Source organism: Janthinobacterium sp. P210005 (genome assembly GCF_036231865.1).
Lineage (GTDB): Bacteria > Pseudomonadota > Gammaproteobacteria > Burkholderiales > Burkholderiaceae_D > Janthinobacterium > Janthinobacterium kumbetense.
Window position 1 is genome coordinate 78,334 of record NZ_JAZARC010000004.1, and the last position, 23,444, is coordinate 101,777.

Sequence of the window (23,444 nt, forward strand, 5' to 3'; positions counted from 1 at the left end):
ACGGCCCGCCGTACAAAATCGGGCAAAAGGCGAAGACACTGCTGAAGGCACTGCGAATACCTGTAAGCATATACCTAAAGTATTCTTCCGAACATTAATATTAGTTGCAGCTCAGCTATTAATGTGCGTTTCGCGCCACATTTGCCATTTGACGGCGAGCCGGGTCGGCAGCAAACAAGACAAGGCCAGGGCCACCCACCAGTGGCGCGACATGCCGCCGCCGGCGGCGCGGCGCAGCCCGGCCAGCGCCTCGCCGCGGCGGCCCCGCGCCAGCGCCGCGCGCGCCACGCTGACGCGCGCATCGGACACCAGCCGCAAGGCGGAACGGCGCGCCGGATTGGCCGCCGGCCAGGCCAGGGCGCGCCGTTCCAGCCGTTCGAACGTGGGCGCCAGCACATCGGCCGACTCGATCGCGCACAGGCTGCCGGCCACCTCGACACGGTAGGCCACCAGCTGTGCCGGCGTAAACACCAGGGTCAGGCGCTCGGCCAGCCGGAACCACAGATCCTGGTCCTCGCCAGCCGACTCGCCTTCCGGGAAGCATGGTTGCAAGGGCAACAAGTCGCTGCGCCGGATGGCCACCGAATTCGTGCAGAAAAACGGTCCGCCACGGCGGCGCCGCTCGAAAAAGTCGTCGAGCAGGCGCGTCTCGCGCACGGCCGCGCCCTGGTAGCTGAGCGCCGCGGCGCGGCTGTCCGGTATGCGTTCGAAGCCGCAGGCGAAAAACGAGCCGGACGGATAGGCGCGCGCCATGCCCACCATGGTTTCCAGATACACGGGGCCATACCAGTCGTCCGCATCGAGAAAACAGATCAAGTCGCCGCGCGCTTCGAGGATGCCGCGGTTGCGCGCGCGCGAGACGCCGCCATTGGCCTGGCTGACGAGGCGCACGCGCGCATCGGCGCAAGCCCGCACGCGCTGCGCGCCATCATCGCTGGAGCCGTCATCGACCACCACCACTTCCCAGTCGGCATGGGTTTGCGCCAGCACCGAGGCCAGCGCCGCTTCGATATACGGCCCCTTGTTATACAGGGGCACTATGACCGAGCACAGCATCAAGCCATCCCCGGCACGCGCACCTTGCGCGCCCTGACGGCCTGCTTGTCGGCCACCGGGAAATACGCCGTCACGATAATGAGCAACAGCAAATGCGTCATCGCCTCGGCGGCAAAGCCCGTCAGCGACAGCGGCACTTCGCTGATCGAGCGGATGGCGATGAGAACGAACAAGGCCATCGACAAGCCCTGGCTGGCCCGCGCCGTGCGCGCGCACGCATACAGCAGCGCCATGGCATACAGCACCAGGCCGATGGCGCCGATGGTGCCGGCGCTGGCCAGGCTCTGGTAAAACTGGCTGTGCGCATGGGTGGCGTATGGCATGCCGATGCTGATGCGGAACGCGTCATCCCACAGCGGCAAGCCGTAGCCGAACACGGGATTCTTGTGCCATTCCTGCAGCGCCACCTGCCAGATCACGTCGCGGCCCGTCAAGCTGATCAAGTCGGAGCCTTCGCTGCTGGTGGCAAAGTGCGCCAGCTTGGCATCGATATTGCCAAACATCACATACAACATGCCAAGCGTACACAGCAGGATGAAGCAGAAGATGCCGACGATCGACAATTGCGGGCGGCGGTAATCGAACAGCCGCTCCTTGATCTGTTCGCGGAAACCGAAATAGGCGACGCAGGCAAAGCACAGGAAGCAGGCGATCCAGCTGGTTTTCGATTGCGCCAGCAGCAGGCTGCCCAGGCCCAGGCCCCAGGCGAACAAATTCAGCGGGCGCCAGCCATAGGGCTTGCGCCACAGGCACAACAGGAACACCACCACCATCGGTCCCAGGCTGTTGGCGTGATTGGCCAGGCCCGTATAGCGGATGCTGAGGAAGGGAATCAGGCCGTGGTAATTCCGGTTGACGACCATGTTCGGCTTCCAGGCAAACACGGCTGCGCTGAGCACCAGGAACAGCAAGGTGGCGTTGCGCATCGAGATGACGCTCAGGTCGACCTCCTTGTGCGTCATCAGCAAGGCCGCATAGCCGGCCAGGAACATGTACAGGTATTCATGCGACACATTGGTATGGCGCCCCAGCACGGCCGGACTGACGATATTGCTGAGGAAATACACGAACAGCGCCCAGAACAGCAGCATCGGTATCGGCTGCAGCTTGTCGCGCGTAGTCAGGCGGTGCAGAATGCGCTCGCCGCAGGCAAAGATCACGAACAGGGACGTGAGCCGGCCAAACCAGGAGCTGGCCGGATGCCGCGCCAGCGCCTGCATGCCCATCTGGAGTTCATCGCCCGAGACATCGCGGTTCGACAGGATGGCCGCCACGGCGATCGACAGGAAGACCGGATAGAACACGTACGGCACCAGTCCCGTCTCGCGCTTGCTGCCCCAATGGATGCTCAAGGCGATCACGAACACCACCACCAGCGCGGCGACCACGGCAAACAGGCCAAACAGTATTTCACTCATGTAGTTCTCGCGTATCCAGTAAGTTGTCGCGCGCGCCACAGCGGGCGCGCAAATAGGAGACCACCCTGGCCGGCAGCGGCGGGCTGAAGCGGGCAAGCATGCCCACCGCGCGCGTGCCCAGCAGTTCAGGCCAGGCCAGCACGGCCAGCAGCAGGGTCAGGCCGCCGAACAGCGCGCCGCCCAGGAATGCCGGCAGCGGATGACTGCCGCCCAGGCTGCCCAACATGGCGCCGCCCCAGCTGCCGGCGGCGGCCAGCAAGCCCATGGCCAGGCCGCGCGCGGCCAGCGGCGCCAGATCGCCCGGCCCCACCTGCAGGCGCAGGCACGCCACCGTGCCCACCACCAGCGCCCGCGCCAGCAAGGTGCCGGCGGCGATCATGGCGACCACCGCCCCGCCATGCCCCGCCCACAGCACCAGCGCCGCACCGGCCAGCACGATCAGCGGCAGCTGCAGCAGGCTTTCCAGATGCTTGCCGCCCGTATTCCACAAGATCGGCGTCGACATGCCCCACGTGATGTACGCGGGCATGGCCAGCGCCAGGATGCTCAGCACGATGCCCGATTCTTGCCACACCTTGCCGTACAACACGCCGATCAAGTCCGGCGCCGTCATCGCCAGCAGCACGAACAAGGGCAGGATGATGATCCAGATGGTCGCCAGCACCGACAGATACGTGTCGCGCAGGCGCGGCAGATCGTCCTGCAGCTTGGCGCCCGTGGCCAGGAAGGCCGGCTGCAAGGCGCTCAGGAACAGCGAGTTGGGCGTATTGGCCAGGTTGTAGCCGACCGCATACACGCCCACCGCGTGGGCATTCAGGAAGCGGCCCAGGAACACGCGGTCCATATTGTTCAGGCACCAGTTGCACAGATTCGTCACGAACACCGTCACGCCCACATTCGTCGAGCGCCGCGCGCCCTCGTACCACAGCAGCGGCTTGAGCGAGAAACGCGTGCGCGCATACGTCAGCACCAGCGCCGTGGATGCCTGTCCCAGCCAGGCGCACACGAGGGTCCACACGCCGGCGCCCGCATACGCGAGCGGCAAGCCCACCAGCAGGTAGCCGACGATGTAGCTGATCACCTGGATGATGTTGAGCCAGCGGAAATCGAGGGCGCGCCGCAGCAGGCTGCTGCCCGGCGCCGTCAGCGCATTCAGCAGGCAGGTTAGGCTCATCCAGGCGATCACGGGCGCGATGCGCGGTTCCTTGAAGTACGCGGCGATCCACGGTGCCATGAAAAACAGCAAGCTCATGGCCGCCAGGCCCGTCAGCGCCTGCCACGTCACCGTGAAGCGCACGTCTTCCTCGCTGAGCGTGCGGTTTTGCACCAGCCCCCAGGAAAAACCGAAATCGGCCAGAAAGTTGCTAAATGTCAGCACAATCAGTCCCATCGCAAACAAGCCGTAGTTTTCCGGCCCCAGCAGGCGCGCCAGCACCACTTGCGTGACCAGCTGCAGGCCAAACATGAGGACCGTGCCCATCGCCGCCCACTTGACGGCGCTGACGCTTTTCTTGTTGATGTCGCTGCTCATGATTCTCGCTGTCCGCCACGCCGTGCCGCGCCCGCCGGCGCTTTGTCATCGTTCAAGCCATGCCTCATCCGGGCGGCGCGCCGATCAGGCGGCTGCGCTGCGCCACCGGCATGCTGGCCAGCAAGCCGTTGACGAAATCGGCCTGCAAGCGGTAGGCGCGCGGCAAATCCGTATCGATGCTCGACACGCGGAACAGCATGGCGTCGGCCACGGTGCCCGTCAGGCCATAGCGCAATTGCTCCAGGCGCTGCTGCATGCCCACCTTGCTGATCTTGTCGCCGATGGTGATCCAGTACGTGATGGGCTCGCTGCGGTTGCCATTCACGGCCAGCAAGCGCTTCACGGGCAGGCTGCCGTAGGCCGAGGCCAGCTCGCCGTATTCGTCGCGCTCGACCTGGAAACCCTGCGCCGCATAGCACACTTCCGGCTTGTGCACGCCCATGTTGTCGCTCTGGTCGCCGCCGTACGCGATCGACAGCATCACCCGTTCGCCGTGCCCATTGATGTAGGTGCGCGACAAGGTCTGGTTGTAGATCTTGTTCAGGCGTTCCTGGGTTTCCGGATCCACCTGCAGCGGCACGATGGAACTGTCGACGCGCCAGTCGCCGAACGCTTGCGGTATCGCCGCTTCCAGCGAAAAACTCGGGCGCTGGTCGGCCATCTTCACGCCCGGCGCCACGCCGTGGCTGAGGACGGCTGCGCCCAGCAGCAAGGCGCCCAGCAGCATATTCATGCGCAGTGCAGCGTTCATGTCGACGCTCCCACGGTTGGTGCGCGGCCCGCCTGGCGCTTGCGCACGATCCACTGCAGCAAGCTGTCGACACTGAGGATCAGCAGCAGCGCGGAAATGAACAGCACCATGCCGGCGAAGCCATGCAGGAAGCCCTGCCCGGCCGCGTCGCCGAAGTAATACGTGATCAGGGTCAGCACCATCACGCGGATGACATTGGCAGTAAAGGAAATCGGCACGATCAACAGGGCCAGCACGATGTTGCGGAACGGCGAGGTATGCCGCACCAGGTTCAGGTAGAACAGGCCCAGCGCTTCAAGCGTCAGCAGGGTCTGCAAGCCGGCGCAGGCGTCGGCCACCAGCAGCTGGTACTGGCCGATCTGCAGGATCACGCCATTGCGGGCGATCGGATAGCCGGCCAGGAAAAGCAGGTGTTCGGTCACATACGAAACCGCCATTTTCATCGGCATGGTCAGGGTCGTCACCAGCGGCAGCGGCAGCGGCACCATGAACAGCATGAAAAAGAAGGGAAACCACAGAATACGCGCTGCAATCCAGCCGCGCTTGAGCAGCAGCAGGGACAGGCCGGTGCCGATCAGGGCGAGGATTTCCAGCGACAGGATATGCTGCGAACGGCCCAGCACATACAGCAGCAGCGAAACGGCCAGCAGCGGCCAGCCGGCGCGGCCCGGACGGGCGCCGGCGCTCTGCGCCAGCATCTCGGGCCATTTGCGGTAGATCAACCACAGCGACAGGGCCAGGATGATGGGACCGTGCGCCTGCTCTTCGGTGGACCAGATGCCGCGGAACAGCCCGACCAGGCTGGGCGCGAGCATGGCCAGGAAACCCAGCGCCAGCGGCAGCCAGTCCGGCACGGCGGAGCGGCCGGCCTGCGCCGGCGGCATGGCGTGGCCTGGCGCAGCCATCAAAAGTCGACCATCACGGAACCGACCACCTGGGCGCCGCTATGCGTCATTTGCTCGGCCATGGCCGCCACTTCCGCCATCGGCGTCTTGTTCTTGCGCGCCACCAACAGCACGCCGCCCGCACGCGCCGCCACGGCCAGCGCATCGGAACCGGTGGCATACGCCGGCACGTCGTACAGCACCACGTCGTAGCGGCTTTCCAGCTGCTTGTTGAGCGTGACGAAGGAGGTACGGCTGAGCAGTTCCTGCGGATTCGGCGGCAAGGTGCCGGCGGACAGCACCGACAGCGCGACAAACGATTCCACCTTGGCGATGATATCGAGTTCGGCGCGGCCGGCCAGCACGTCGGACAGGCCCTGGCGTGTCTTCAGATCGAAGATTTCCTGCTGGCGCGGCGCGCGCAGGTTGGCGTCGACCAGCAAGGTGTGCTCGCCCAGCTGGGAAAACACCACGGCCAGGTTGGCCGCGAACAGGCTGGCGCCGTCGCCCGGCTCCATGCCCAGCACCACCAGCGACTTGCTGCCGCGGGCGAACCAGCGCAGCATCAGCTGGCTGCGCACGGCGCGCAGGGTTTCCACCTGGTGGCTGAAAGGCTGGTAGGCGGCCACCAGTTCCTGCGGATACTTGCCGGCGCCCGGCTGCAGGTAGGGGTAGTCGAACTGGCGCGCCAGCACTTGCTCGATATCGGCTTCCGTGATCAGGCCCAGGCGCAAGGCCGCTTCGCCGAAGCGGATGCCCAGTTCCTTTTGCATGCGCAGCACGCGTTCGGCGTTTTCCGGCGTGATCTTGCCCGATTCGAGCAACAGGCCGCCAATGCTGGAATCGGTGCCGCGCGCCAGCGGCGCAGTGGTATTGAGGAGGTGTGGACTTGAAGTCATGATAGGTTCCATCTCAGTTCAGGCGCAAACGGCGCGGCAGCATGCCGCGCATGCGACGCTGTTTAGGTTTCCAGTCGACCACGCCGAACACGGGAATCTGCAGCACTTCGCTCAGGTCCTGGTCGGAACGGATACGGCGGTCCAGCAATTCGGCCAGCAGCGCGATGCCGCAGCCCAGCATGAGGCCGAGGAAGATCGACAGCAGCACGTTGCGGAGAATCTTCGGGCTGTCCGGCTCGATCGGCGCCGTGGCCGGATTGAGCATGGCGATATCGGACTGCTCCGCCTGGCCTTCGATGCGCGTCTGCGACAGGCGCTGCGAGGTCACGTCGAAGGCGCGCTGGGCGCTTTCCACATCCTTGCTCAGCACGCCCATTTCATCGCGCGTCCGGTTCAGTTCCAGCACCTTGGCTTTTTGCGCCGCCAGTGCGGCGCGGATCGCGCCTTCGCGCTGCTGCAGGATCTGTGCATTGTTGCCCACGCTTTGCGAGGTGGCGCGCGTCTGCTCGGCCAGGTCGCGGCGCAGCTTGTCCACTTCCGCCTTGGCGCTCTGGTATTGCGGGTGATTGCGGTCCAGGCGCTGGCCCAGTTCGGCCAATTTACCCTCGGCATTGCCCAGGCCCAGCTTCAGGCTCTGGATCAGCGGATTCGACGCGACGTCCGGCGATTCGGACAGGTTGCCGCCCTGCGCCATGCGCTGGCGCGAATTGGCTTCCATGGCCTGGCCCTGCGCCAGCACCAGTTGCGCCGACAGGTCGTTCAAGCGGTTCGATTCCACATCGAGGCGGTTGTCGACGCTGACGATGCCATTATCCTGCTGGTATTTCGACAGGCGGCTTTGCGCGCGCTCAACGTTGTCGCGCAGCAATTTGGTCTGGTCATCGAAGTACGTCGTCGCCTTGCGCATCGGGTCGACCTTCAGCTGGATGCTGACCTTTTGATACTGTTCCGCAAAGGCGTTCGACACGGCCGCGACGAATTGCGGGTCGGCGCCCTTGAAGCTGACATCGACCACGCTGCTTTCGCGCGACGGCATCACTTCGAGTTTCTTCAGCAGCAAGTCGGCCAGCCAGTCGCGCACCGTGCCCTTGCCTTGCGCCGCGTCATTGAACTGGGCGATCACGGCGGGGCTGCGCGCCAGTTCCAGTTGGTCGACGACGCGCAAGGCCACATTCTTGCTGCCGATAATATCGACCTGGGTCGCCATGTAGCCAGGCAGCAACTGCCCCGGCATGGTCATGCCCGTCAAGGGATCGACGCCCTTGTAGTTCAGCAGCAGGGTGCTGGTGGCCTTGTAGGTCTTCGGCAGCACCAGGCTGACGCCCAGCGCCAGCGCCACGGTGATCATCAAGGTCAGCAGCACAATCTTCTTGCGCGCCCGAAGGATCAGCAATAGTTGGGTGAGGTTCATTTGGAAACTTTCAATACAAAAAGGTAGGGAGCCAGTCGCTCTTAGAACAGGCTTTCCTGGACATACACGACATCGTCGACGCGCAGCAGGTCGTCATGCTTGACCGACAATACTTCCATCTGGCCTTCCGCATTGCGGCGCTTGACGCGCACGCCCCGTTCGGTGCCGCGCAAGGTCAGGCCGCCACCCACGGACAGGGCTTGCAGCACGGTCATGTTGCGTTCCAGGCGGAAAGCGCCCGGACGCTGGACTTCGCCGTAGATGTAGAAGCGCGGCGCGCGTTCCACGTAGATGATGTCGTTGCCGCCCACCTCCATGTCGCCCTTCAGGTCGCCGTTGCGCACGATGTCGAGAATGTCGGCCACGTCGCGCGTGGCACTGCCGCCGCGCTTGCGGATCACGGTGATCTGGTCGGCGCCGTCAGGACTGACGCCGCCGGCCATGGCCAGCATGTCCATCACGCTGCGCTTGCCTTCCACCGGGTAGCGGCCCGGACGGTTGACCTGCCCCAGCACGGACGCCTGCTGGCTTTGCAGGCTGGTGACGATGATGTTGACTTGCGCCTTGCGCAGGAAGCCGCCGCTCTCGAGCAGGCCACCCAGTTTCTTTTCCGCTGCCGACGTGGACAGGCCGCCGACGGCCACCGCGCCCACCAGCGGGAAGGTGATTTCACCCGCTTCGCTCACGCGCGTCTCCAGGCCCAGGTCCGGGTTGCCGTAGACGGAGATTTTCAGCACGTCACCAGCCCCAAGGGGGACATCGGCTGCACCGGCCATGCCTGCGGCGAGGGCCAGAAAGGCCGCCATCATCCAGTTTGCGAGTCGTTTCATGATTACAGATTCCCGTTGGTAGATTGCTGATGTTTAACTACTTGTCGATAAGTCACTTATTTCAAGCCCGCCACACCGCGCTCGTTGGCTTCATGCGCGCTGTTCGCCGGCGCCGCTGCTGCAGGTGCGCTGGCCGTAGCCGAGGCCGCAGCCGCTGCATCCTTGTTGAAATACTCGATCTTGGCGCTGGCGCGCAGACGCTTCAGTTCCGCTTCGGCCGCATCCTTGTTCTTCTTGTTGGCCAGGAATTGCTCGATTTGCGGCGCCGCCGCATCCAGGCCCACCGGGCTGTCCTTGATATCGGCCAGGGCGATGAGCAGGCTGCGCTCGCCTTCGCGCACGATGAACAGTTGGCCCTTCGGCATCGATTGCAGTTTGCTGCTCAGTTCGGGCGCCAGGTCGGCGCTGGTGCGCGACACCTGGGTGCGGCCGAACGCGATCTTGTGCTCCTCGAGCCATTGCGCCACGTCTTCCAGCGACTTGGCGCGGTCCATGACGGCTTTGAGCTCATCGTTCAGCGCCGCCGTCGGGATGACCAGCTCGCGCAGATCGAATTGCTTGCGCTGGCTGAAGAACAGCGGATTTTTCGCGAAATACTCTTCCACTTCGGCCTTGCTCGGGCGGGTGGCCGCGCCGATGCGCTTTTGCATGTATGCCTGCGCAACGATCAGCGCCTTGGCGCGCTCGATGGCCTGCATGACTTTCGGATCGCGGTCGACCTTTTCCTTGGCCGCTTCGTTCTGCAGCAACTGGCGGTCGATCAGCGACTCGAGCAACTGCTTGCTGGCCGCGGCCTGCTGCGGCGCCTGCACGCCGGCGCGCTGCAACTCTTCATTCAACTGCAAGACGGTGATTTCTTCGCCGTTCACGCTGGCCAGCGCCTGGCCAGCCTTTTTTTCCTTGTTGCCGCAAGCGGACAGGCCAGCAGCGGCCAGCAGGACCAGGGCGGCGCACAACAAACGTGGCGCGGGGCGGGAGTGAATAAAATGATTCAAGCGTGCTCCTTCGGATGACAGGTATGACGGGGGTGGAAAATCCGGCGCAGTATAACGGGCCATGGCCAGGCTGCACTGCACGGATGCCCCGAAAAATAGTTATTCGTCAAATAATTAACAATATTGTAAACATAATACACATAATGCATGGCGACAAGCAAAATATTTGCTTAAAAATCTACTAATGAGATATAAAAACAACTATTTCCACAGTCTACTTGATTGCAAAAAATTATGTATTGCGTGGTTCAGACCGACTTTAAAATCGATAGTTGGCGCGTGCCGTCCCGGACGGCTTCCCGTCAGGGTGACGCACGTCCGGCAGGGGCAAGGCCGGATACTGCTCACATCGTGAACCCTTTCCAAGAGGAAAGTATTGGCGCATGGCCGGCACGACTCGTGGCAAGGTGAGCGCGGAGTGGTCGCGTAATGCGCTGGTGCTCTATAGATGCTCCATTTTAACGCGTATTGACTCCGTGCAAAGTATATTCAAACGCTATTTTTTCCTGCGGGCAGCATACTGACGCTCAATGGGCGTTCTCGCGCGCCAGCACCACTTTGACCGTGCGCGCGATAATCCACAGATCCAACCACAGCGACCAGTTGCGCAGGTAATCGAGGTCGAAATGGATGCGCGCCTCCATCTTGTCGAGCGTTTCCGTCTCGCCCCGCAAACCGTTGACCTGGGCCCAGCCCGTAATGCCGGGCTTGACCTTGTGGCGCAGCATGTAGCCCTTGATCAGCTTGCGGTACTGCTCGTTGTGCACGACGGCATGGGGGCGCGGTCCGACGATGCTCATGCGGCCCTGCAGGACGTTGAGGAATTGCGGCAGCTCGTCGAGCGAGCTGCGGCGCAGGAAGGCGCCGACGCGCGTCACGCGCTGGTCGTTCTTGGTGGCCTGCACCACCGTGTCGCCATCTTCGCCCACCGTCATGGAGCGGAATTTGTAGACGACGATTTCCTCGCCATACAGGCCATAGCGGCGCTGGCGGAAAATCACGGGGCCTTTCGAAGTGGTCTTGACGGCGATGGCAATGACCAGCATCACCGGCAGCAGCAGGATCTGGATCATCAGCCCCAGCACGATATCGCTGCCCCGCTTGACCATGCTGTTAAAGCCCGTGAACGGCGATTCGCGGATGGCGATGACGGGCATGCCGCCCACGTTGTCGAAACGCGCCTGCATCAGGTCGAAGATATAAATATCCGGCAGGAAATACACGGAAGCCGTCGTATCTTCGAGCTCGTCGAGCATCTTGCGGATGCGCGGCTGGGCCGAAATCGGCTGGCTGATGAAGATCATCTTGATGTTGTGTTCGCGCACATAGGAGGCGATATCATCCATGCGCCCCAGCATGGGTTCGCGCATCTTTTCCGGCCAGCGGTCGTCCGTGCGGTCATCGAAAAAGCCGTGCACGTGCATGAACAGGTTGGCATTGCGCTCGACGGTGGCGGCAAACTTCAGGCTGGCGTCGTTGGCGCCGATGATGACCACCGAGCGCACTTCGCTGTCGCCGTCCGGGCGCAGGCTGAACCTGCGCCCGGCCAGGTGCCCGGCCAGCAGCACGAAGGGCGTGAGGACAAACCAGGCCAGCACCACTTCGGTATCGAAATGATAGGCCAGGCCCGTGGCCGAGCCCAGGAAGGTGAGGATCAGCGCGACGATGGTCCAGCCGACGAGGATATCGCGCGCATACGCCAGCATGCGGCCGCTGCGCCAAGTACGGTAGGGGTCGACATGCTGGTAGACCGTCGATGAAATGAAGACGGCCAGTATCATCAGCACCAGCGTATAGCCGGTGAAGGTCGAACCCGACAACACCGTCATCAGGTACAGCAAGCCCATGATGATGATCGGGTCGAGGACGCGCTGGAAAAACGAAATCAGGGGTATATCATTGACAGTCATGTTGATCTTTAAAACTGTACGCTGCCATTGAAGGAAATGCCCTTGGCCCGGTAGCTGCCGCTATCGATGATGGCGACGCCTTCGCGCCGCTCGTGGAACACGCGCACGCCAAGCTGGATTTTCCGGTGCGGCGCATACGTCGCGCCCAGCGAAGCCGTGCGCGTGGTGTCGCGCCCGTCGCCGGGCAGCACCAGGCCGCTGACGGCCTCGAAATCGCGCCGTTCCTGGCGCAGCTGCGCATCCACGCGCACCTTCGACGTGGCCGTCCAGGTCGCGCCCAGGCTGGCGCCCGTGTTCAGGCTGCTCGTCACCAGCGAATTGTCGACGGAACCGAATTCGCGCCAGACGATGCCCGTGAAATTCACCTTGCCCAACGGCTTCCAGTACACGCTCAGCCGGCCATTCGTGCCGCTGGTATCGCGCCCGGACAGCAAGTTGTTGCGGTGGCGCACCCAGCCACCGAGAAATTCCATCTGCGTGATATCGCTGAAATCCCACAAGACATTGGCCTTGATCTCGTCCTGGCTATAGCCGTTGCCGTACACACTGGCGTCGAACGCGCCGCGGTTCGGATACTTGCCATTCAGGTGGCGCAGCTGCACACCGACGCGGCTGTTGCTGCGCGCCAGGTAGTCAACGCCAAATTCCGTCGCGTCTTCCACCCAGTTGGAAAACGCCTGCGACGGCAAGTCATACGAGTAACGGTCGCGCGACAGGCCGCCGCGCACGCGCCAGCTGGGGTGGAAGCGCCACGCGCCATTCACGTACTCGCGGCGCTGCGTGCGCAGATTGCGTACCGAGCTCTGGAAGTCGCTGAACGGCGTCAGGGTCTGCGAATAACTGGCGCCCACATGGCCTTCCAGGTGGTTGGCGATGTGCCATTCCAGGTCGGCCAGGTAATCCTTGCCATCGTAGTCGAACTGGCTGAAGCGGTTGAAGCTCACCTTCGACCACTTGGCCTGGCCCGTCAGTATCTGGCGGCCGATGGGACGGTTGAACAGGAAGCCCGCCTGCAGCATCCTCGACGTATCCGAACGGGGGCCGGAAAAACCCCGCACATCGTCCGGCAGGCGCATCAGGTTGTCGTCGTACGAATAGGACGTGGCAACGAAAGGCTTGATGGTGTCGCTGATATCGGCCACGGCGGCGCCGCTGGCCAGGGTGCCCAAGAGTAACAGCGCAACCGGCAAACGCGGGCTGGCCGTGAAGGCGGCGGCAACGGCTTTTTTACGCAAGGAATTCAACATGGATTTTGTCTTTGAAAGATCACACAGTTGATAGGCAATACTACCAGTAAATCCAGTGCCCACCAGAAATAATCCAGAGGCCCAGCACGCCGTTCGTCACGCCGTGCGCGAGGATGGGCGACCACAGGGACTGGCTACGCATGTACAACAAACTATAGACCGCACCGGCCACCATGCCGGCCAGCCATAAATTATGCTCAAAGCCAAACAGCAACACGCTAATGGCGAAGGCCTTGGCGCTGGCCAGGCGCGGATCGGCCCGCAAAAAGTCCGGCTTGTCGATCCAGCGCAGCAGGAAGGAGCGCCAGAACAGCTCTTCCATCACGGGCACCACCAGCGCCGCGCCGGCGATGCGCAGCACCACCAGGCTCCACTCGATGCGACCATCGGTGCGGGGGTCGAAACCGTCCGGCTTGCCGATGCTCATCCAGCTGGCGTCGAGATTGATCCACAGCAAAAAAACAACAACACCGCCTGCCAGCGCCCCGAGAATGGCACGCGCGCCCAACGGCGTCCACCGCAATTCCGTGTAACTGCGGCGCCAGTACAACAACAAGCCCAGCACGACGCCGATCTTGACGACATACAGCCAGCGCAAGTCCTGCGCGGCAACGTCCAGGCGGCCGAGCATGTCGGCAATGGCAATGAAGGAGAGATAGGCCAGGAATGGCGCTACCCGGGGCAAGGCGGCGCGGTCAAACATGCTGCCACGCATCGGAGGAGGAGCTGCGCGCCGGACGCGGTGGTCCGGCGCGCATGTTTTTCATGACAAACATGCATCCCCCGATGTAATAAATATAATTATATAATTATATCAAGCAGAACCGTTGCCGTGGCAAATAATCCTGACTTAATTACAACAGGGTATGCAAAAAAGCATCAGCTATTCGCGCGCGCCTCGATCTGCTCCCACTTTTCCAGCGCTTCCAGCAGTTCGCCTTCGATCTCGGCCACGCGCGCATTCAGGCGCTTGCCTTCGGCTGGCGTCTTCTTGTAGAAGTCCGGATGCGACAGTTCGGCGGCCAGCACCGATTGCTCGTCTTCCAGCTTGGCGATCAGTTTCGGCAACTCTTCCAGCTCGCGCTGTTCCTTGTAGCTGAGCTTTTTCTGCTTGGCGGCCGGCGCGGCAGCCTCGACCTTCACGGCCGGCTTGCTGGCTGGCGCCGTGGCGATCGGCAAGGTGCGCACGCGCTCCCAGTCCGTGTAGCCGCCGACGAATTCGCGCCACTTGCCCTCGCCTTCGGCGACGATCACCTGCGTGACCACATTGTCGAGGAAGGTGCGGTCATGGCTGACGAGGAAGACGGTGCCCGTGTATTCTTCCAGCAACTCTTCCAGCAATTCCAGGGTATCGATATCCAGGTCATTGGTCGGTTCATCGAGCACCAGCACGTTGGCCGGCTTGGCGAACAGACGCGCCAGCAGCAAACGGTTGCGCTCGCCACCGGACAGCGACTTGACGGGCGAACGGGCACGTTCCGGCGCGAACAGGAAGTCGTTCAAGTACGTCATCACGTGGCGGCGCTGGCCGTTGATCTCGACCCAGTCGCTGCCCGGCGCGATGGTTTCCATCAGGTTCGCCTCTTCGTTCAGCTGCGTGCGCATCTGGTCGAAATACGCCACTTGCAGCTTGGTACCCAGGCGGATGGTGCCCGTGTCCGACTGCTCTTCGCCGAGGATCATCTTCAGCAGGGTGGTCTTGCCGGCGCCGTTGGCGCCGATCAGGCCGACCTTGTCGCCGCGCAAGATGGTGGCGCTGAAATCCTTGACAATGACCTTGTCGCCATAGATCTTCGAGACGTTTTCCAGGTCCGCCACGATCTTGCCCGAGCGTTCGCCGGCCGAGACGTCCAGCTTGACTTGTCCCTGCTGTTCGCGGCGCGCATTGCGCGTCAGGCGCAGCGCTTCCAGGCGGCGCACGCGGCCTTCGTCGCGCACGCGGCGGGCCTTGACGCCCTTGCGTATCCACACTTCTTCCTGCGCCAGGAACTTGTCGAACTTGGCGTTTTCCACTTCTTCGATTTCCAGCTGCTCCGCCTTGCGCACTTGATACGCCGTGAAGTTGCCCGGATACGACAGCAAACGACCGCGGTCGAGTTCGATGATGCGCGTGGCAACGTTGTCGAGGAAGGAGCGGTCATGGGTAATGAACAGCACGCTGCCCTTGAAGTCGCGCAACAAGCCTTCCAGCCACAGGATGGAACTGAAGTCCAGATGGTTGGTAGGCTCATCGAGCAGCAGCACGTCGGGCGCCGACACCAGCGCGCGCGCCAGGGCCACGCGCTTCTGCATCCCGCCGGACAGGGTTTTCATGGCCATGTCGCCCGTCAGGTTCAGGCGGTCGAGTACGGTTTCCACCTTGTTCGGCAAGCTCCACGCATCGGCCGCATCGAGTTTGACCTGGATGTCGTGCATGCGTTCCATCAGTTCGTCGTCATTGCCCTGGCCAAACTGGCCCGTCAACGCATCGTATTCCTTCAGCCACGCCTGCGATTCGCCCATGCCGGACGCGACGGCGTCGAACACGGACATTTCCGGGTCGAATTGCGGTTCCTGCTCCACATACGCGATCTTGATGCCTTGTTGCATTACCAACAAGCCGTCATCGAGCTTGAACTTGCCCGAAATAACCTTCAACAGCGACGATTTACCCGTGCCGTTGCGGCCGATCAAGCCGACCCGCTCCGAGGTTTCCAGTGAAAATTCCGCGTGATCGAGCAGCGCGACGTGACCGAACGCAAGTTGCGCCGATGAAAGAGAAATGACAGCCATAATGAGTAAGAGTGCTCGGGCGCCGTCTCGCGCACACCGCGTGGTGTGCAAAACAGCCGCCGATTGGATGAATGAAGCACGCATTGTACCGATAACTCGGACTTCAATCGCCATCGACCAGTAATTACCGCCTGGATGATCACAGGCTGCCGACGCGCGTTGCGTGGAAACGTGGTGTCGCCAGCAGGAATCGAACCTGCATTTAAGTCTTAGGAGGACCTTGTACTATCCATTGTACGATGGCGACACGCGCAGCGGCATTATACAGGCTAGTTCCGGCCATTGACAGTCCGGCAGCGCGTGCGTGGAGCCGGAGCCTCAGTGCCCTGCCACCTGGCGCAATGGCGCCGGCAACGCAGGCGATGCCGAAGGCAACAAAGGCAGGATTTGCTGCGCCGCCAGATCGTGCGCCACCGGGTTCCAGTGACCATCCATCGGCAGAAAATCCATGCGCTCGCGCTGTTGCGCCCAATGGCGCGCGAATACCGGCTGCATGTCCACCACCTGATGGCCGTGTCGCAGGGCCGTCTGGATGAAAAATGCGCGATCGCCCGCTTTCCAGTTGGGTACTGCCTTCTGCGGCGCGTACAGCATGTTCCGGTCCGCGTCGACCAGGAAGATAAATCGCGTATCGCCAACGCCGCCCAGCGCGCGCAATTGCGTCATGTAGTACTCGAGCGCAGCGGCGCGGCGTGCATCAGGTGCGCTGGCGGCCGGCGCCTGCGCCGCGGCAGGAGGACTGCGGCGCAACTGGCTCATCAACCAGTCAGGAAATTTCAAGTTGTAATAAATATAACGGGCCAGGGCCGAATAGGCGACCAGCCGCTTGGCCTTGGACTCGACATAGGGAACATGCACCATCCTGATATCGTTCCCTTCGCTGACAAACATGCTATGGCCCCGCTGCGCCGGCGCCAGGATGTCCTGCATGTCCATCGGCTCGACGAACATCACCACCGTGCGCGGATGCAGCTGTGCACGCGTATGACGGAACACTTCCAGCGCGTCGGCAAAGCCGTTGCCCGAGGCAGAGGCGGCATACACGCCGCCGCCCAGGGCTTGACTCAGCCGGCCTTGCAGGGTTTCCGGATACTCGAGCATCAGGCTTTCGATAAAGCTGTCGCCGATGACAAGCACGGCCGCGCCATCCTTGAAATCGGGGGAATTGGTAAAGCCCTGCCGATTCGTGCGGCCATGCCGGGCATTCGCCAGGGCCCAGCCATGCGAATACACGTAGTCCTGCTGCGGCAGATAACGGGCATACGGGCGCTGCTCGCTGCTCTGCTCCATGCGCAATCCGGACACCACCGGCATGCATTGCAGGAACGCTTCCAACGCCAGTGCCGTGACCAGCACACCCAGGCCTATCGCAAATATGGAGCGCATATGATTTGTCAGAAATTAAAGTACAAGAATTCAGAAACGCCACGCGTCTCGCTAATTGCCAGCAAGACCAGGCAAAGCATCAACATGGCCCCCAGCAAGACGCTGCCCCGGCCACTGTCCAGGCGCTGCTCCGTCGACAGGCGCAAGCCTCGCCCCAGCAGCTCATACACATTCGGCAGGAAGAAAACGATGGCGGCGCAGACGCCCAGCCACCACAGGCAGGAACTCAGCTGCATGATGCGGTTCACGCCCAGCATGCTTTCCCGCATGGCGGGCGTCAGCGTGCCGCCGCCCATGGCTTGCAGCACGTCCAGCGCCACCTCGAGGGAACTGGCGCGAAAAAACACCCAGGCCAGCACCACGGCAAAAAAAGTCGCCAGTGCGCCGCCGGCCCGTATCGCCAGGTTGCTGCGCTGGCCCAGCAGATGGCGCAAGGCATGGTTGACGATCAGATAAGCGCCGTGCAAGCAGCCCCAGACCACAAAGGTCCAGTTGGCGCCGTGCCACAGTCCGCCCAGCAGCATCGTGATCAGGAGGTTGCGGTAACGCAAGAATCCGCCCTTGCGGTTCCCGCCCAGGGGGATATACAGATAATCGCGCAGGAAATTGGACAGCGTGATGTGCCAGCGGCGCCAGAAATCGATGATGGAGGTCGCCTTGTATGGCGAGAGAAAGTTAATCGGCAAGATAATGCCGAACATATAGGACAAGCCATACGCCATGTCGCAATAGGCCGAAAAGTCGAAATACAGCTGGAACGTATAGGCCAGCGCACCGGCCCATGCCTCCAGCATGCTCAAATGGGCGTGATGGAGGTCGAAGACGGGTGCGACGTAGCGCGCGATGCCATCGGCCAAGATGACTTTCTTGAACAGGCCAATCGTGAAGAATGCTAGGCCGACGATCAGGCGCCCGCGGCTGAAGACATGCGATTCGGCCTGCACGAACTGCGGCATCATCTCCTTGTGATGCAAAATCGGACCGGCGATCAGGTGCGGAAAGTAGGTGACGAACAAACCATAGCTTTCCGGCTGGTAATCCTTGACTTTGCCCGCGTGGCAATCGACCAGGTAGGCGATTTGCGTGAAGGTGAAAAACGAGATGCCGATCGGCAGGGTAATCCCCAGCGGCTGGAATGTCGCCCCCGTCAGGGTGGCAATATTGCTGATAAAAAAATCAAAATACTTGAAAAACACCAGCAGCGACAAATTGAAGGCGAGTCCGAGCCACAGCCAGTGCTTTGCCTCGCGCTTGCGGCCCGTCTCTTGGCGTTTCGAAACGACTCGGCCAATGCTGAAGTTGCAGCAGATTGACAGCAGCAGCAGCGGCAGGTAGGCGACATCCCAGTAGCTATAGAATGCAAGCGAGGCCAGCAACAGGAAAATTATGGATAGCCGCAGCGAGTATTTTGACAGGAGAAAGTATCCCAGCAACGCCAACGGCAAGAACACCAGAAAGAACGGAAATGAATTAAATAACACGGTGCAATTCCATAAAGTTGCTTATACGTAACGCGTTGGCAGCCAGCAATGGCAAGTTTATGCTTTTAACGCTGAGTTTTGTTTATTATTATTCTGAACATGGTGACGAGACGAACTCTTGCCCGCACAACGTGCGGGCATGCGCCCGGACTGCCACGATCAGGCGCGCCGTCGCCGTCAGCCATTCCTGCACACCATTTCCCGCCACGCTGCCGAACCCGTACCAGCGTCCTGCCTTATTTGATACCCATGGTGGCAAACGGCGGCACGCTGAATTTCCTGCGCCGCGCGACGCCTGCACCAACCAGCAACAAGCCGGCCAGCATGAGTTGCAACATCGCGGGCTCGGGCACGGCGCTGACGCTAAATACTTGCATGGCGCCAAACGTGACGTTCGGATAGGAGCCATACGGCGCGCCATCGAGCAAGCTTGCGCCAAAGATGCCATTGACCGGGTCGATGTACGAGTAGCGCGAAGAAATGCCATTGGTGCTCAGGTCCGCCGACATGCCCAGGTCGGCGCCGATGCCGAACGTGGGGCCGGCGTCGATATCATTGAAGGTTTGATACGCCCCCACCGAGTCCAGCGCATAGGTTTTCGGCGTCTGCCGGAAATACTGGCCCGACGTCAGGTTGAAGATGAAGGCCGTGCGGTCGCGGTCTTCCGGCGTCATGTTGTAGGTACCCGACGAATTCCAGCTTTGCGGGTTGTAGCCGCCCACCAGCCAGGTCTGGCCGGCGGCGTTGCTCGCCTGCATCACGGAAAACGTGCGTCCCTTGCCGTCGGCGGCCAGGTGGAAGTCGCGCGAGGTGTCGCCCGCCGACTTCGTGTAGATGGCCGTCAGCGCCAGCGGCCCTTCGCCCAGCCATGCGGACAGCTGTGCTTCCTGCGCGCCGTTGAGCAAGGATTGCGCCGAGGCGACAGGAACGCTGCCGATGCACAGCAAGGCACCGGCGAGCAAGGTGACGGGCCGCACCGCCTTGATTTTCAGCATGATTTGTTGTTGCATCGCTCCCCCTGTATATATGCCGCGAATTTTCGGCATATCAATATAGCACAGGGTGATATATTAATTGCATTAATTTATTTCAATTGAAATGCAGTTAAGGCAATAGTTTATTGCAGCCATCATGGCGGCAGCACGGCCGTCACCTCGATTTCCACCCTGGCGCGATCCTCGATCAGGCCGGCCACCTGCACGGCCGTCATGGCAGGAAAGTGCTTGCCGATCAGCTCGCGGTACGCCACGCCGATTTGCGGATACGCCGCCACATACTCCTTCTTGTCGAGCACATACCAGTTCATGCGCACGATATGCTCGGGCAAGGCGCCCGCCTCCGCCAGCACGGCGACGATATTCTGCAAGGCCTGGCGTACCTGCCCCGCAAAATCGTCCGTATGGAACCGGCCCTGCGCATCCCAGCCTATCATGCCGCTGACGTACACCGTGCGTCCGCTGGCGGCTACGCCATTTGCATAGCCGCGCGGCCTGGCCCATCCCGGTGGTTGCAGCACTTGCATTGCGTTCTCCTGGTTATTCATACATGTCCCGCCTCGCGCAGCAGTTCGCGCGCGATGATCAATTGCTGTACTTCGCTGGCGCCCTCGTAGATGCGCAAGGCGCGGATTTCACGGTACAGGCGCTCGACCGGATGATCGCTGACCACGCCCATGCCGCCGAACAGCTGCACGGCCGCGTCGATCACCTGCTGCGCCGTTTCCGTGGCCGTCAGCTTGGCCATGGCCGCTTCCTTCGTCACCTTGCGGCCCTGGTCGCGCTGCCAGGCGGCGCGGTAGGTCAGCAAGGCAGCCGCCTCGATGCCGGTGGCCATCTGCGCTAATTTTGCCTGCGTCAGCTGGAAGTCCGCCAGGGTCTGGCCGAACATCTGGCGCGCCATGGCGTGGCGCAGCGCCTCGTCAAAGGCGCGCCGCGCAAAGCCCAGCGCGGCGGCGGCCACCGACGTGCGGAACACGTCCAGCGTGGCCATCGCCACCTTGAAACCCTGTCCCGCCTCGCCCAGGCGCTGCGTGGCGGGCACGCGGCAGGCATTGAAACGCAGGCGCGCCAGCGGGTGCGGCGCGATCACCGCGATGCGCTCGGCGATTTCCAGGCCGGGATTGTCCGCGTCGACGATGAAGGCGCTGATGCCGCGCGCGCCCGGCGCCTCGCCCGTGCGGGCGAACACCACGTAAAAATCGGCGATGCCGCCGTTCGAGATCCACGTCTTTTCGCCATCGAGCACGTAGTCGTCGCCATCGCGGCGCGCCGCGCACGCCATGGCCGCCACGTCGGAGCCGGCCTGCGGCTCGGACAGGGCAAAGGCGGCGATGCGCTTGCCGCTGGCCACGTCCGGCAGATAGCGCGCCTTGTTGTCGGCGCTGCCGAACAGGCCGATGGCGCCGGAACCGAGTCCCTGCATGGCGAAGGCGAAATCGGCCAGGCCGTCGTGGCGCGCCAGGGTTTCGCGCATCAGGCAAATGGCGCGCGTGTCGATCTTGCCATCGGTGCCGGTGGCGTATGTCAGCCAGCCGCCCTGCCCCAGTTGCGCCACCAGCGCGCGGCAGGCGGCATCGACATCGGCGCCATGGGCTTCCTGCAGGTGCTGCGCGGCCCAGGCATCGAGTTCGCGTTCAAGTTCGGCATGCCGCGCTTCGAAAAACGGCCAGTCCAGGTAAGTCGTATCACGCGTTCTGCTCATGTCAGTCGCCCTCGAATTGCGGTTTTTCTTTCGCCACGAAGGCGTGATAGGCGCGGTGGAAATCGTTGGTGGCCATGCAAATGGCCTGCGCCTGCGCTTCCGCCTCGATGGCTTCATCGACGCCCATGTTCCACTCCTGCTGCAGCATTTTTTTCGTCATGCCGTGCGCGAAGGTGGGGCCGCTGGCCAGGCCGGCGGCGAACAGCTGCGCCGCCTCGGCCAGCTCCCCGGGTTCGACCAGGCGGTTGAGCCAACCCCAGCGCTCGGCCTCGCTTCCAGGCAGGGAGCGCCCCGTGTACAGCAATTCTGCGGCGCGGCCCTGACCGATCACGCGCGGCAGCAAGGCGCAGGCGCCCATGTCGCAGCCGGCCAGGCCCACGCGGGTAAACAAAAAGGCCGTCTTGCTGCGCGCCGTGCCGATGCGGATATCGGAGGCCAGCGCCAGCATGGCGCCAGCGCCCGCGCAAATGCCGTCGATGGCGGCGACGATGGGTTGCGGACAGGCGCGCATGGCTTTCACCACGTCGCCCGTCATGCGGGTAAATGCCAGCAGGCCGGGCATGTCGAGCTGCGTCAGGGGGCCGATGATGTCGTGCACGTCGCCGCCCGAACAGAAATTGTCGCCGCTGCCCGTGATGACCACGGCCTTGACGTCGTCCGCATGCGCCAGCGCGCGGAACAGCTCGCGCAGCTCCGCATACGAATCGAAGGTGAGCGGATTCTTGCGCTCGGGCCGGTGCAAGGTCAATGTGGCGACGCCTGCGTCGACGGAAAACAGGAAATGCCGCGCGGCGTAGCCGGCCAGGCTGGCGCGGTTGCCTGGCAGGTCTTGCGGCTGGCCGGGTAGATGGCGCATGCTCAGTCCTTTAGGGGGTGTTATTCAACTGCTGCTTCATGTGCGACAGCAGGTCGATCAATCGGGTTTTGTCGTCCGGCGTCACGCCGTGCAGCAGTTCGGCGATCCAGCCTTCGTGCACGCGCGCCATTTCGTCGAACGCGCGCCGGCCCGCCGGCGTCAGCTTGACGCTGTACGAGCGGCGGTCCTTCGGATCGACCACGCGCGCCACCAGTTTTTCCTGCTCCAGCTGGTCGGTGATGCCCGTGATATTGCCGCCAGTGACCATCATGCGTTTGGACAGTTCGCCCATGCGTAAACCTTCGGGAAAGCGTTCCAGCTGCGCCATCAAGTCGAAGCGGGGCAAGGTGATGCCGAAGGTGGCGCGCAGGCGCGTGCGCACCTCGTTTTCAATCTTGACCGTGCACGAGAGCATGCGCAGCCACAGCTTGAGCGACTGGTGGTGGTCCTGCGTCAGCCGGCTCGCCAGGTCCAGCACGGGTTCTTCCGGTACGTTCTCGGTTTCTTTATCCATGGTCTTCATTCCGTTACATGACTTCGCCGCCGGCGACGGCGATCGATTGTCCATTCATGGCGGCCGACGCGGGCAGGCAGAGCCACGCCACCGCATCGGCCACTTCCCGTGGCTGCACCAGCCGCTGCTGCGGATTGCCGGCCGCCAGTTCCGCGCGCGCCGCGTCTTCGCCGCGCCCCGTCTTGCGCACGATGTTTTGCACGGCCTGCGCCACCATGTCCGTTTCCGTGTAGCCGGGGCAGACGGCATTGACGGTGACGCCGCGCGACGCCACTTCCAGCGCCAGCGCGCGCGTCAGGCCGATCACGCCATGCTTGGCGGCGACATAGGCGCTGACGTAGCGATAGCCTTTCAAGCCCGCCGTCGACGCCACGTTGACGATGCGCCCCCAGCCCGCTTCCAGCATGGCCGGCATGGCCGCCTGGCAGCAGTGGAACACGCCCGTCAGGTTCACGGCCAGCATCTGCTGCCAGATGGCGGTATCCGTCTTGCCGAAAGGCGCCGCATGCGCCTGGCCCGCGTTATTGATCAAGATATCGATGCGGCCGAAATGCGCGGCGGCCTGCGCGAAACCCGCCTGCACGGACGCTTCCACGGCCACATCGAGCACGCAGATGGCCACCCTGCCCGCATGGCCCTCTTCTTCCAGCTGCATGCGCGCGCGCGCCAGCCGCGCGCCGTCGCGCCCGGCCAGGGTGACGCGGGCGCCCGCATCGAGCAAGGCGCGCGCGCAAGCGAGTCCGATGCCGCTGCCGGCGCCCGTCACCAGCGCGTGCCTGTCGATTATCGCTTGCGTCTTCATG

At 62.8% G+C, this 23,444-nt stretch carries 21 protein-coding genes and 1 tRNA gene; all 22 read right to left on the reverse strand.

The window, feature by feature from the left end:
* Window positions 1–111: 111 nt before the first annotated feature.
* The 22 genes from VPH40_RS16965 to VPH40_RS17070 all read right to left on the reverse strand — a co-directional run bounded on the left by VPH40_RS16965 (window position 112) and on the right by VPH40_RS17070 (window position 23,443).
* The gene (locus VPH40_RS16965; protein ID WP_328574013.1) at window positions 112–1,056 is read right to left on the reverse strand and encodes a glycosyltransferase family 2 protein; all 945 of its coding nucleotides are present in this window, start codon (window positions 1,054–1,056) and stop codon (window positions 112–114) included.
* Entirely contained in the window at window positions 1,056–2,474 is a 1,419-nt protein-coding gene (locus tag VPH40_RS16970; RefSeq protein ID WP_099665077.1) for an O-antigen ligase family protein, read from the reverse strand. The genes VPH40_RS16965 and VPH40_RS16970 overlap by 1 nt, the downstream gene beginning before the upstream one ends.
* Complete coding sequence (locus VPH40_RS16975) at window positions 2,467–4,005, reverse strand: lipopolysaccharide biosynthesis protein (protein WP_099665078.1); 1,539 nt, start codon at window positions 4,003–4,005, stop codon at window positions 2,467–2,469. The genes VPH40_RS16970 and VPH40_RS16975 overlap by 8 nt, the downstream gene beginning before the upstream one ends.
* Window positions 4,006–4,069: 64 nt before the next feature.
* Entirely contained in the window at window positions 4,070–4,756 is a 687-nt protein-coding gene (gene epsI / locus VPH40_RS16980; RefSeq protein WP_328574014.1) for an exosortase-associated protein EpsI, B-type, read from the reverse strand.
* On the reverse strand, window positions 4,753–5,661 hold the full coding sequence (gene xrtB, locus VPH40_RS16985) for an exosortase B (protein ID WP_328574015.1): 909 nt from the start codon (window positions 5,659–5,661) through the stop codon (window positions 4,753–4,755). Before xrtB ends, epsI begins: the two co-directional genes overlap by 4 nt.
* Complete coding sequence (gene epsG / locus VPH40_RS16990) at window positions 5,661–6,539, reverse strand: chain length determinant protein tyrosine kinase EpsG (protein WP_077409017.1); 879 nt, start codon at window positions 6,537–6,539, stop codon at window positions 5,661–5,663. Before epsG ends, xrtB begins: the two co-directional genes overlap by 1 nt.
* Before the next feature lie 13 nt (window positions 6,540–6,552).
* On the reverse strand, window positions 6,553–7,950 hold the full coding sequence (epsF, locus tag VPH40_RS16995) for a chain length determinant protein EpsF (RefSeq protein WP_077400960.1): 1,398 nt from the start codon (window positions 7,948–7,950) through the stop codon (window positions 6,553–6,555).
* A 41-nt stretch (window positions 7,951–7,991) separates the two neighbouring features.
* The gene (gene epsE, locus VPH40_RS17000; protein WP_328574016.1) at window positions 7,992–8,780 is read right to left on the reverse strand and encodes a polysaccharide export protein EpsE; all 789 of its coding nucleotides are present in this window, start codon (window positions 8,778–8,780) and stop codon (window positions 7,992–7,994) included.
* Between the two features lie 56 nt (window positions 8,781–8,836).
* Complete coding sequence (locus VPH40_RS17005; protein ID WP_257218705.1) at window positions 8,837–9,775, reverse strand: EpsD family peptidyl-prolyl cis-trans isomerase; 939 nt, start codon at window positions 9,773–9,775, stop codon at window positions 8,837–8,839.
* A 527-nt stretch (window positions 9,776–10,302) separates the two neighbouring features.
* Window positions 10,303–11,685 (reverse strand): undecaprenyl-phosphate glucose phosphotransferase, encoded by a 1,383-nt coding sequence (locus tag VPH40_RS17010; RefSeq protein WP_099665081.1) that lies wholly within the window; start codon window positions 11,683–11,685, stop codon window positions 10,303–10,305.
* An 8-nt stretch (window positions 11,686–11,693) separates the two neighbouring features.
* Complete coding sequence (gene epsL / locus VPH40_RS17015; RefSeq protein ID WP_289918378.1) at window positions 11,694–12,932, reverse strand: XrtB/PEP-CTERM-associated polysaccharide biosynthesis outer membrane protein EpsL; 1,239 nt, start codon at window positions 12,930–12,932, stop codon at window positions 11,694–11,696.
* 40 nt (window positions 12,933–12,972) lie between these two features.
* Window positions 12,973–13,635: a CAAX prenyl protease-related protein gene (locus VPH40_RS17020; protein WP_328574017.1), complete on the reverse strand. Its 663-nt coding sequence runs from the start codon at window positions 13,633–13,635 to the stop codon at window positions 12,973–12,975.
* A 176-nt stretch (window positions 13,636–13,811) separates the two neighbouring features.
* Complete coding sequence (locus VPH40_RS17025) at window positions 13,812–15,704, reverse strand: ATP-binding cassette domain-containing protein (protein ID WP_077400945.1); 1,893 nt, start codon at window positions 15,702–15,704, stop codon at window positions 13,812–13,814.
* 172 nt (window positions 15,705–15,876) lie between these two features.
* Window positions 15,877–15,951 (reverse strand) — tRNA-Arg (locus VPH40_RS17030).
* Between the two features lie 71 nt (window positions 15,952–16,022).
* Complete coding sequence (locus VPH40_RS17035) at window positions 16,023–17,090, reverse strand: hypothetical protein (protein WP_328574018.1); 1,068 nt, start codon at window positions 17,088–17,090, stop codon at window positions 16,023–16,025.
* Window positions 17,091–17,098: 8 nt separating this feature from the next.
* Window positions 17,099–18,466, reverse strand: a complete 1,368-nt coding sequence (locus VPH40_RS17040) for an MBOAT family O-acyltransferase (protein WP_306558296.1) — start codon at window positions 18,464–18,466, stop codon at window positions 17,099–17,101.
* 341 nt (window positions 18,467–18,807) lie between these two features.
* On the reverse strand, window positions 18,808–19,581 hold the full coding sequence (locus tag VPH40_RS17045) for a PEP_CTERM-anchored TLD domain-containing protein (RefSeq protein ID WP_328574019.1): 774 nt from the start codon (window positions 19,579–19,581) through the stop codon (window positions 18,808–18,810).
* 119 nt (window positions 19,582–19,700) lie between these two features.
* Window positions 19,701–20,093, reverse strand: coding sequence for a RidA family protein (locus VPH40_RS17050; protein ID WP_099665086.1), 393 nt, complete (start codon window positions 20,091–20,093; stop codon window positions 19,701–19,703).
* Between the two features lie 17 nt (window positions 20,094–20,110).
* Window positions 20,111–21,271 (reverse strand): acyl-CoA dehydrogenase family protein, encoded by a 1,161-nt coding sequence (locus tag VPH40_RS17055; protein ID WP_328574020.1) that lies wholly within the window; start codon window positions 21,269–21,271, stop codon window positions 20,111–20,113.
* A 1-nt stretch (window position 21,272) separates the two neighbouring features.
* Window positions 21,273–22,127 (reverse strand): enoyl-CoA hydratase family protein, encoded by an 855-nt coding sequence (locus tag VPH40_RS17060; protein ID WP_328574021.1) that lies wholly within the window; start codon window positions 22,125–22,127, stop codon window positions 21,273–21,275.
* 10 nt (window positions 22,128–22,137) lie between these two features.
* Window positions 22,138–22,641 (reverse strand): MarR family winged helix-turn-helix transcriptional regulator, encoded by a 504-nt coding sequence (locus VPH40_RS17065; RefSeq protein ID WP_289900027.1) that lies wholly within the window; start codon window positions 22,639–22,641, stop codon window positions 22,138–22,140.
* Between the two features lie 13 nt (window positions 22,642–22,654).
* A complete protein-coding gene (locus VPH40_RS17070) occupies window positions 22,655–23,443 on the reverse strand; it encodes an SDR family NAD(P)-dependent oxidoreductase (protein ID WP_328574022.1) in 789 nt (262 codons plus the stop codon).
* Between the last annotated feature and the right edge of the window lies 1 nt (window position 23,444).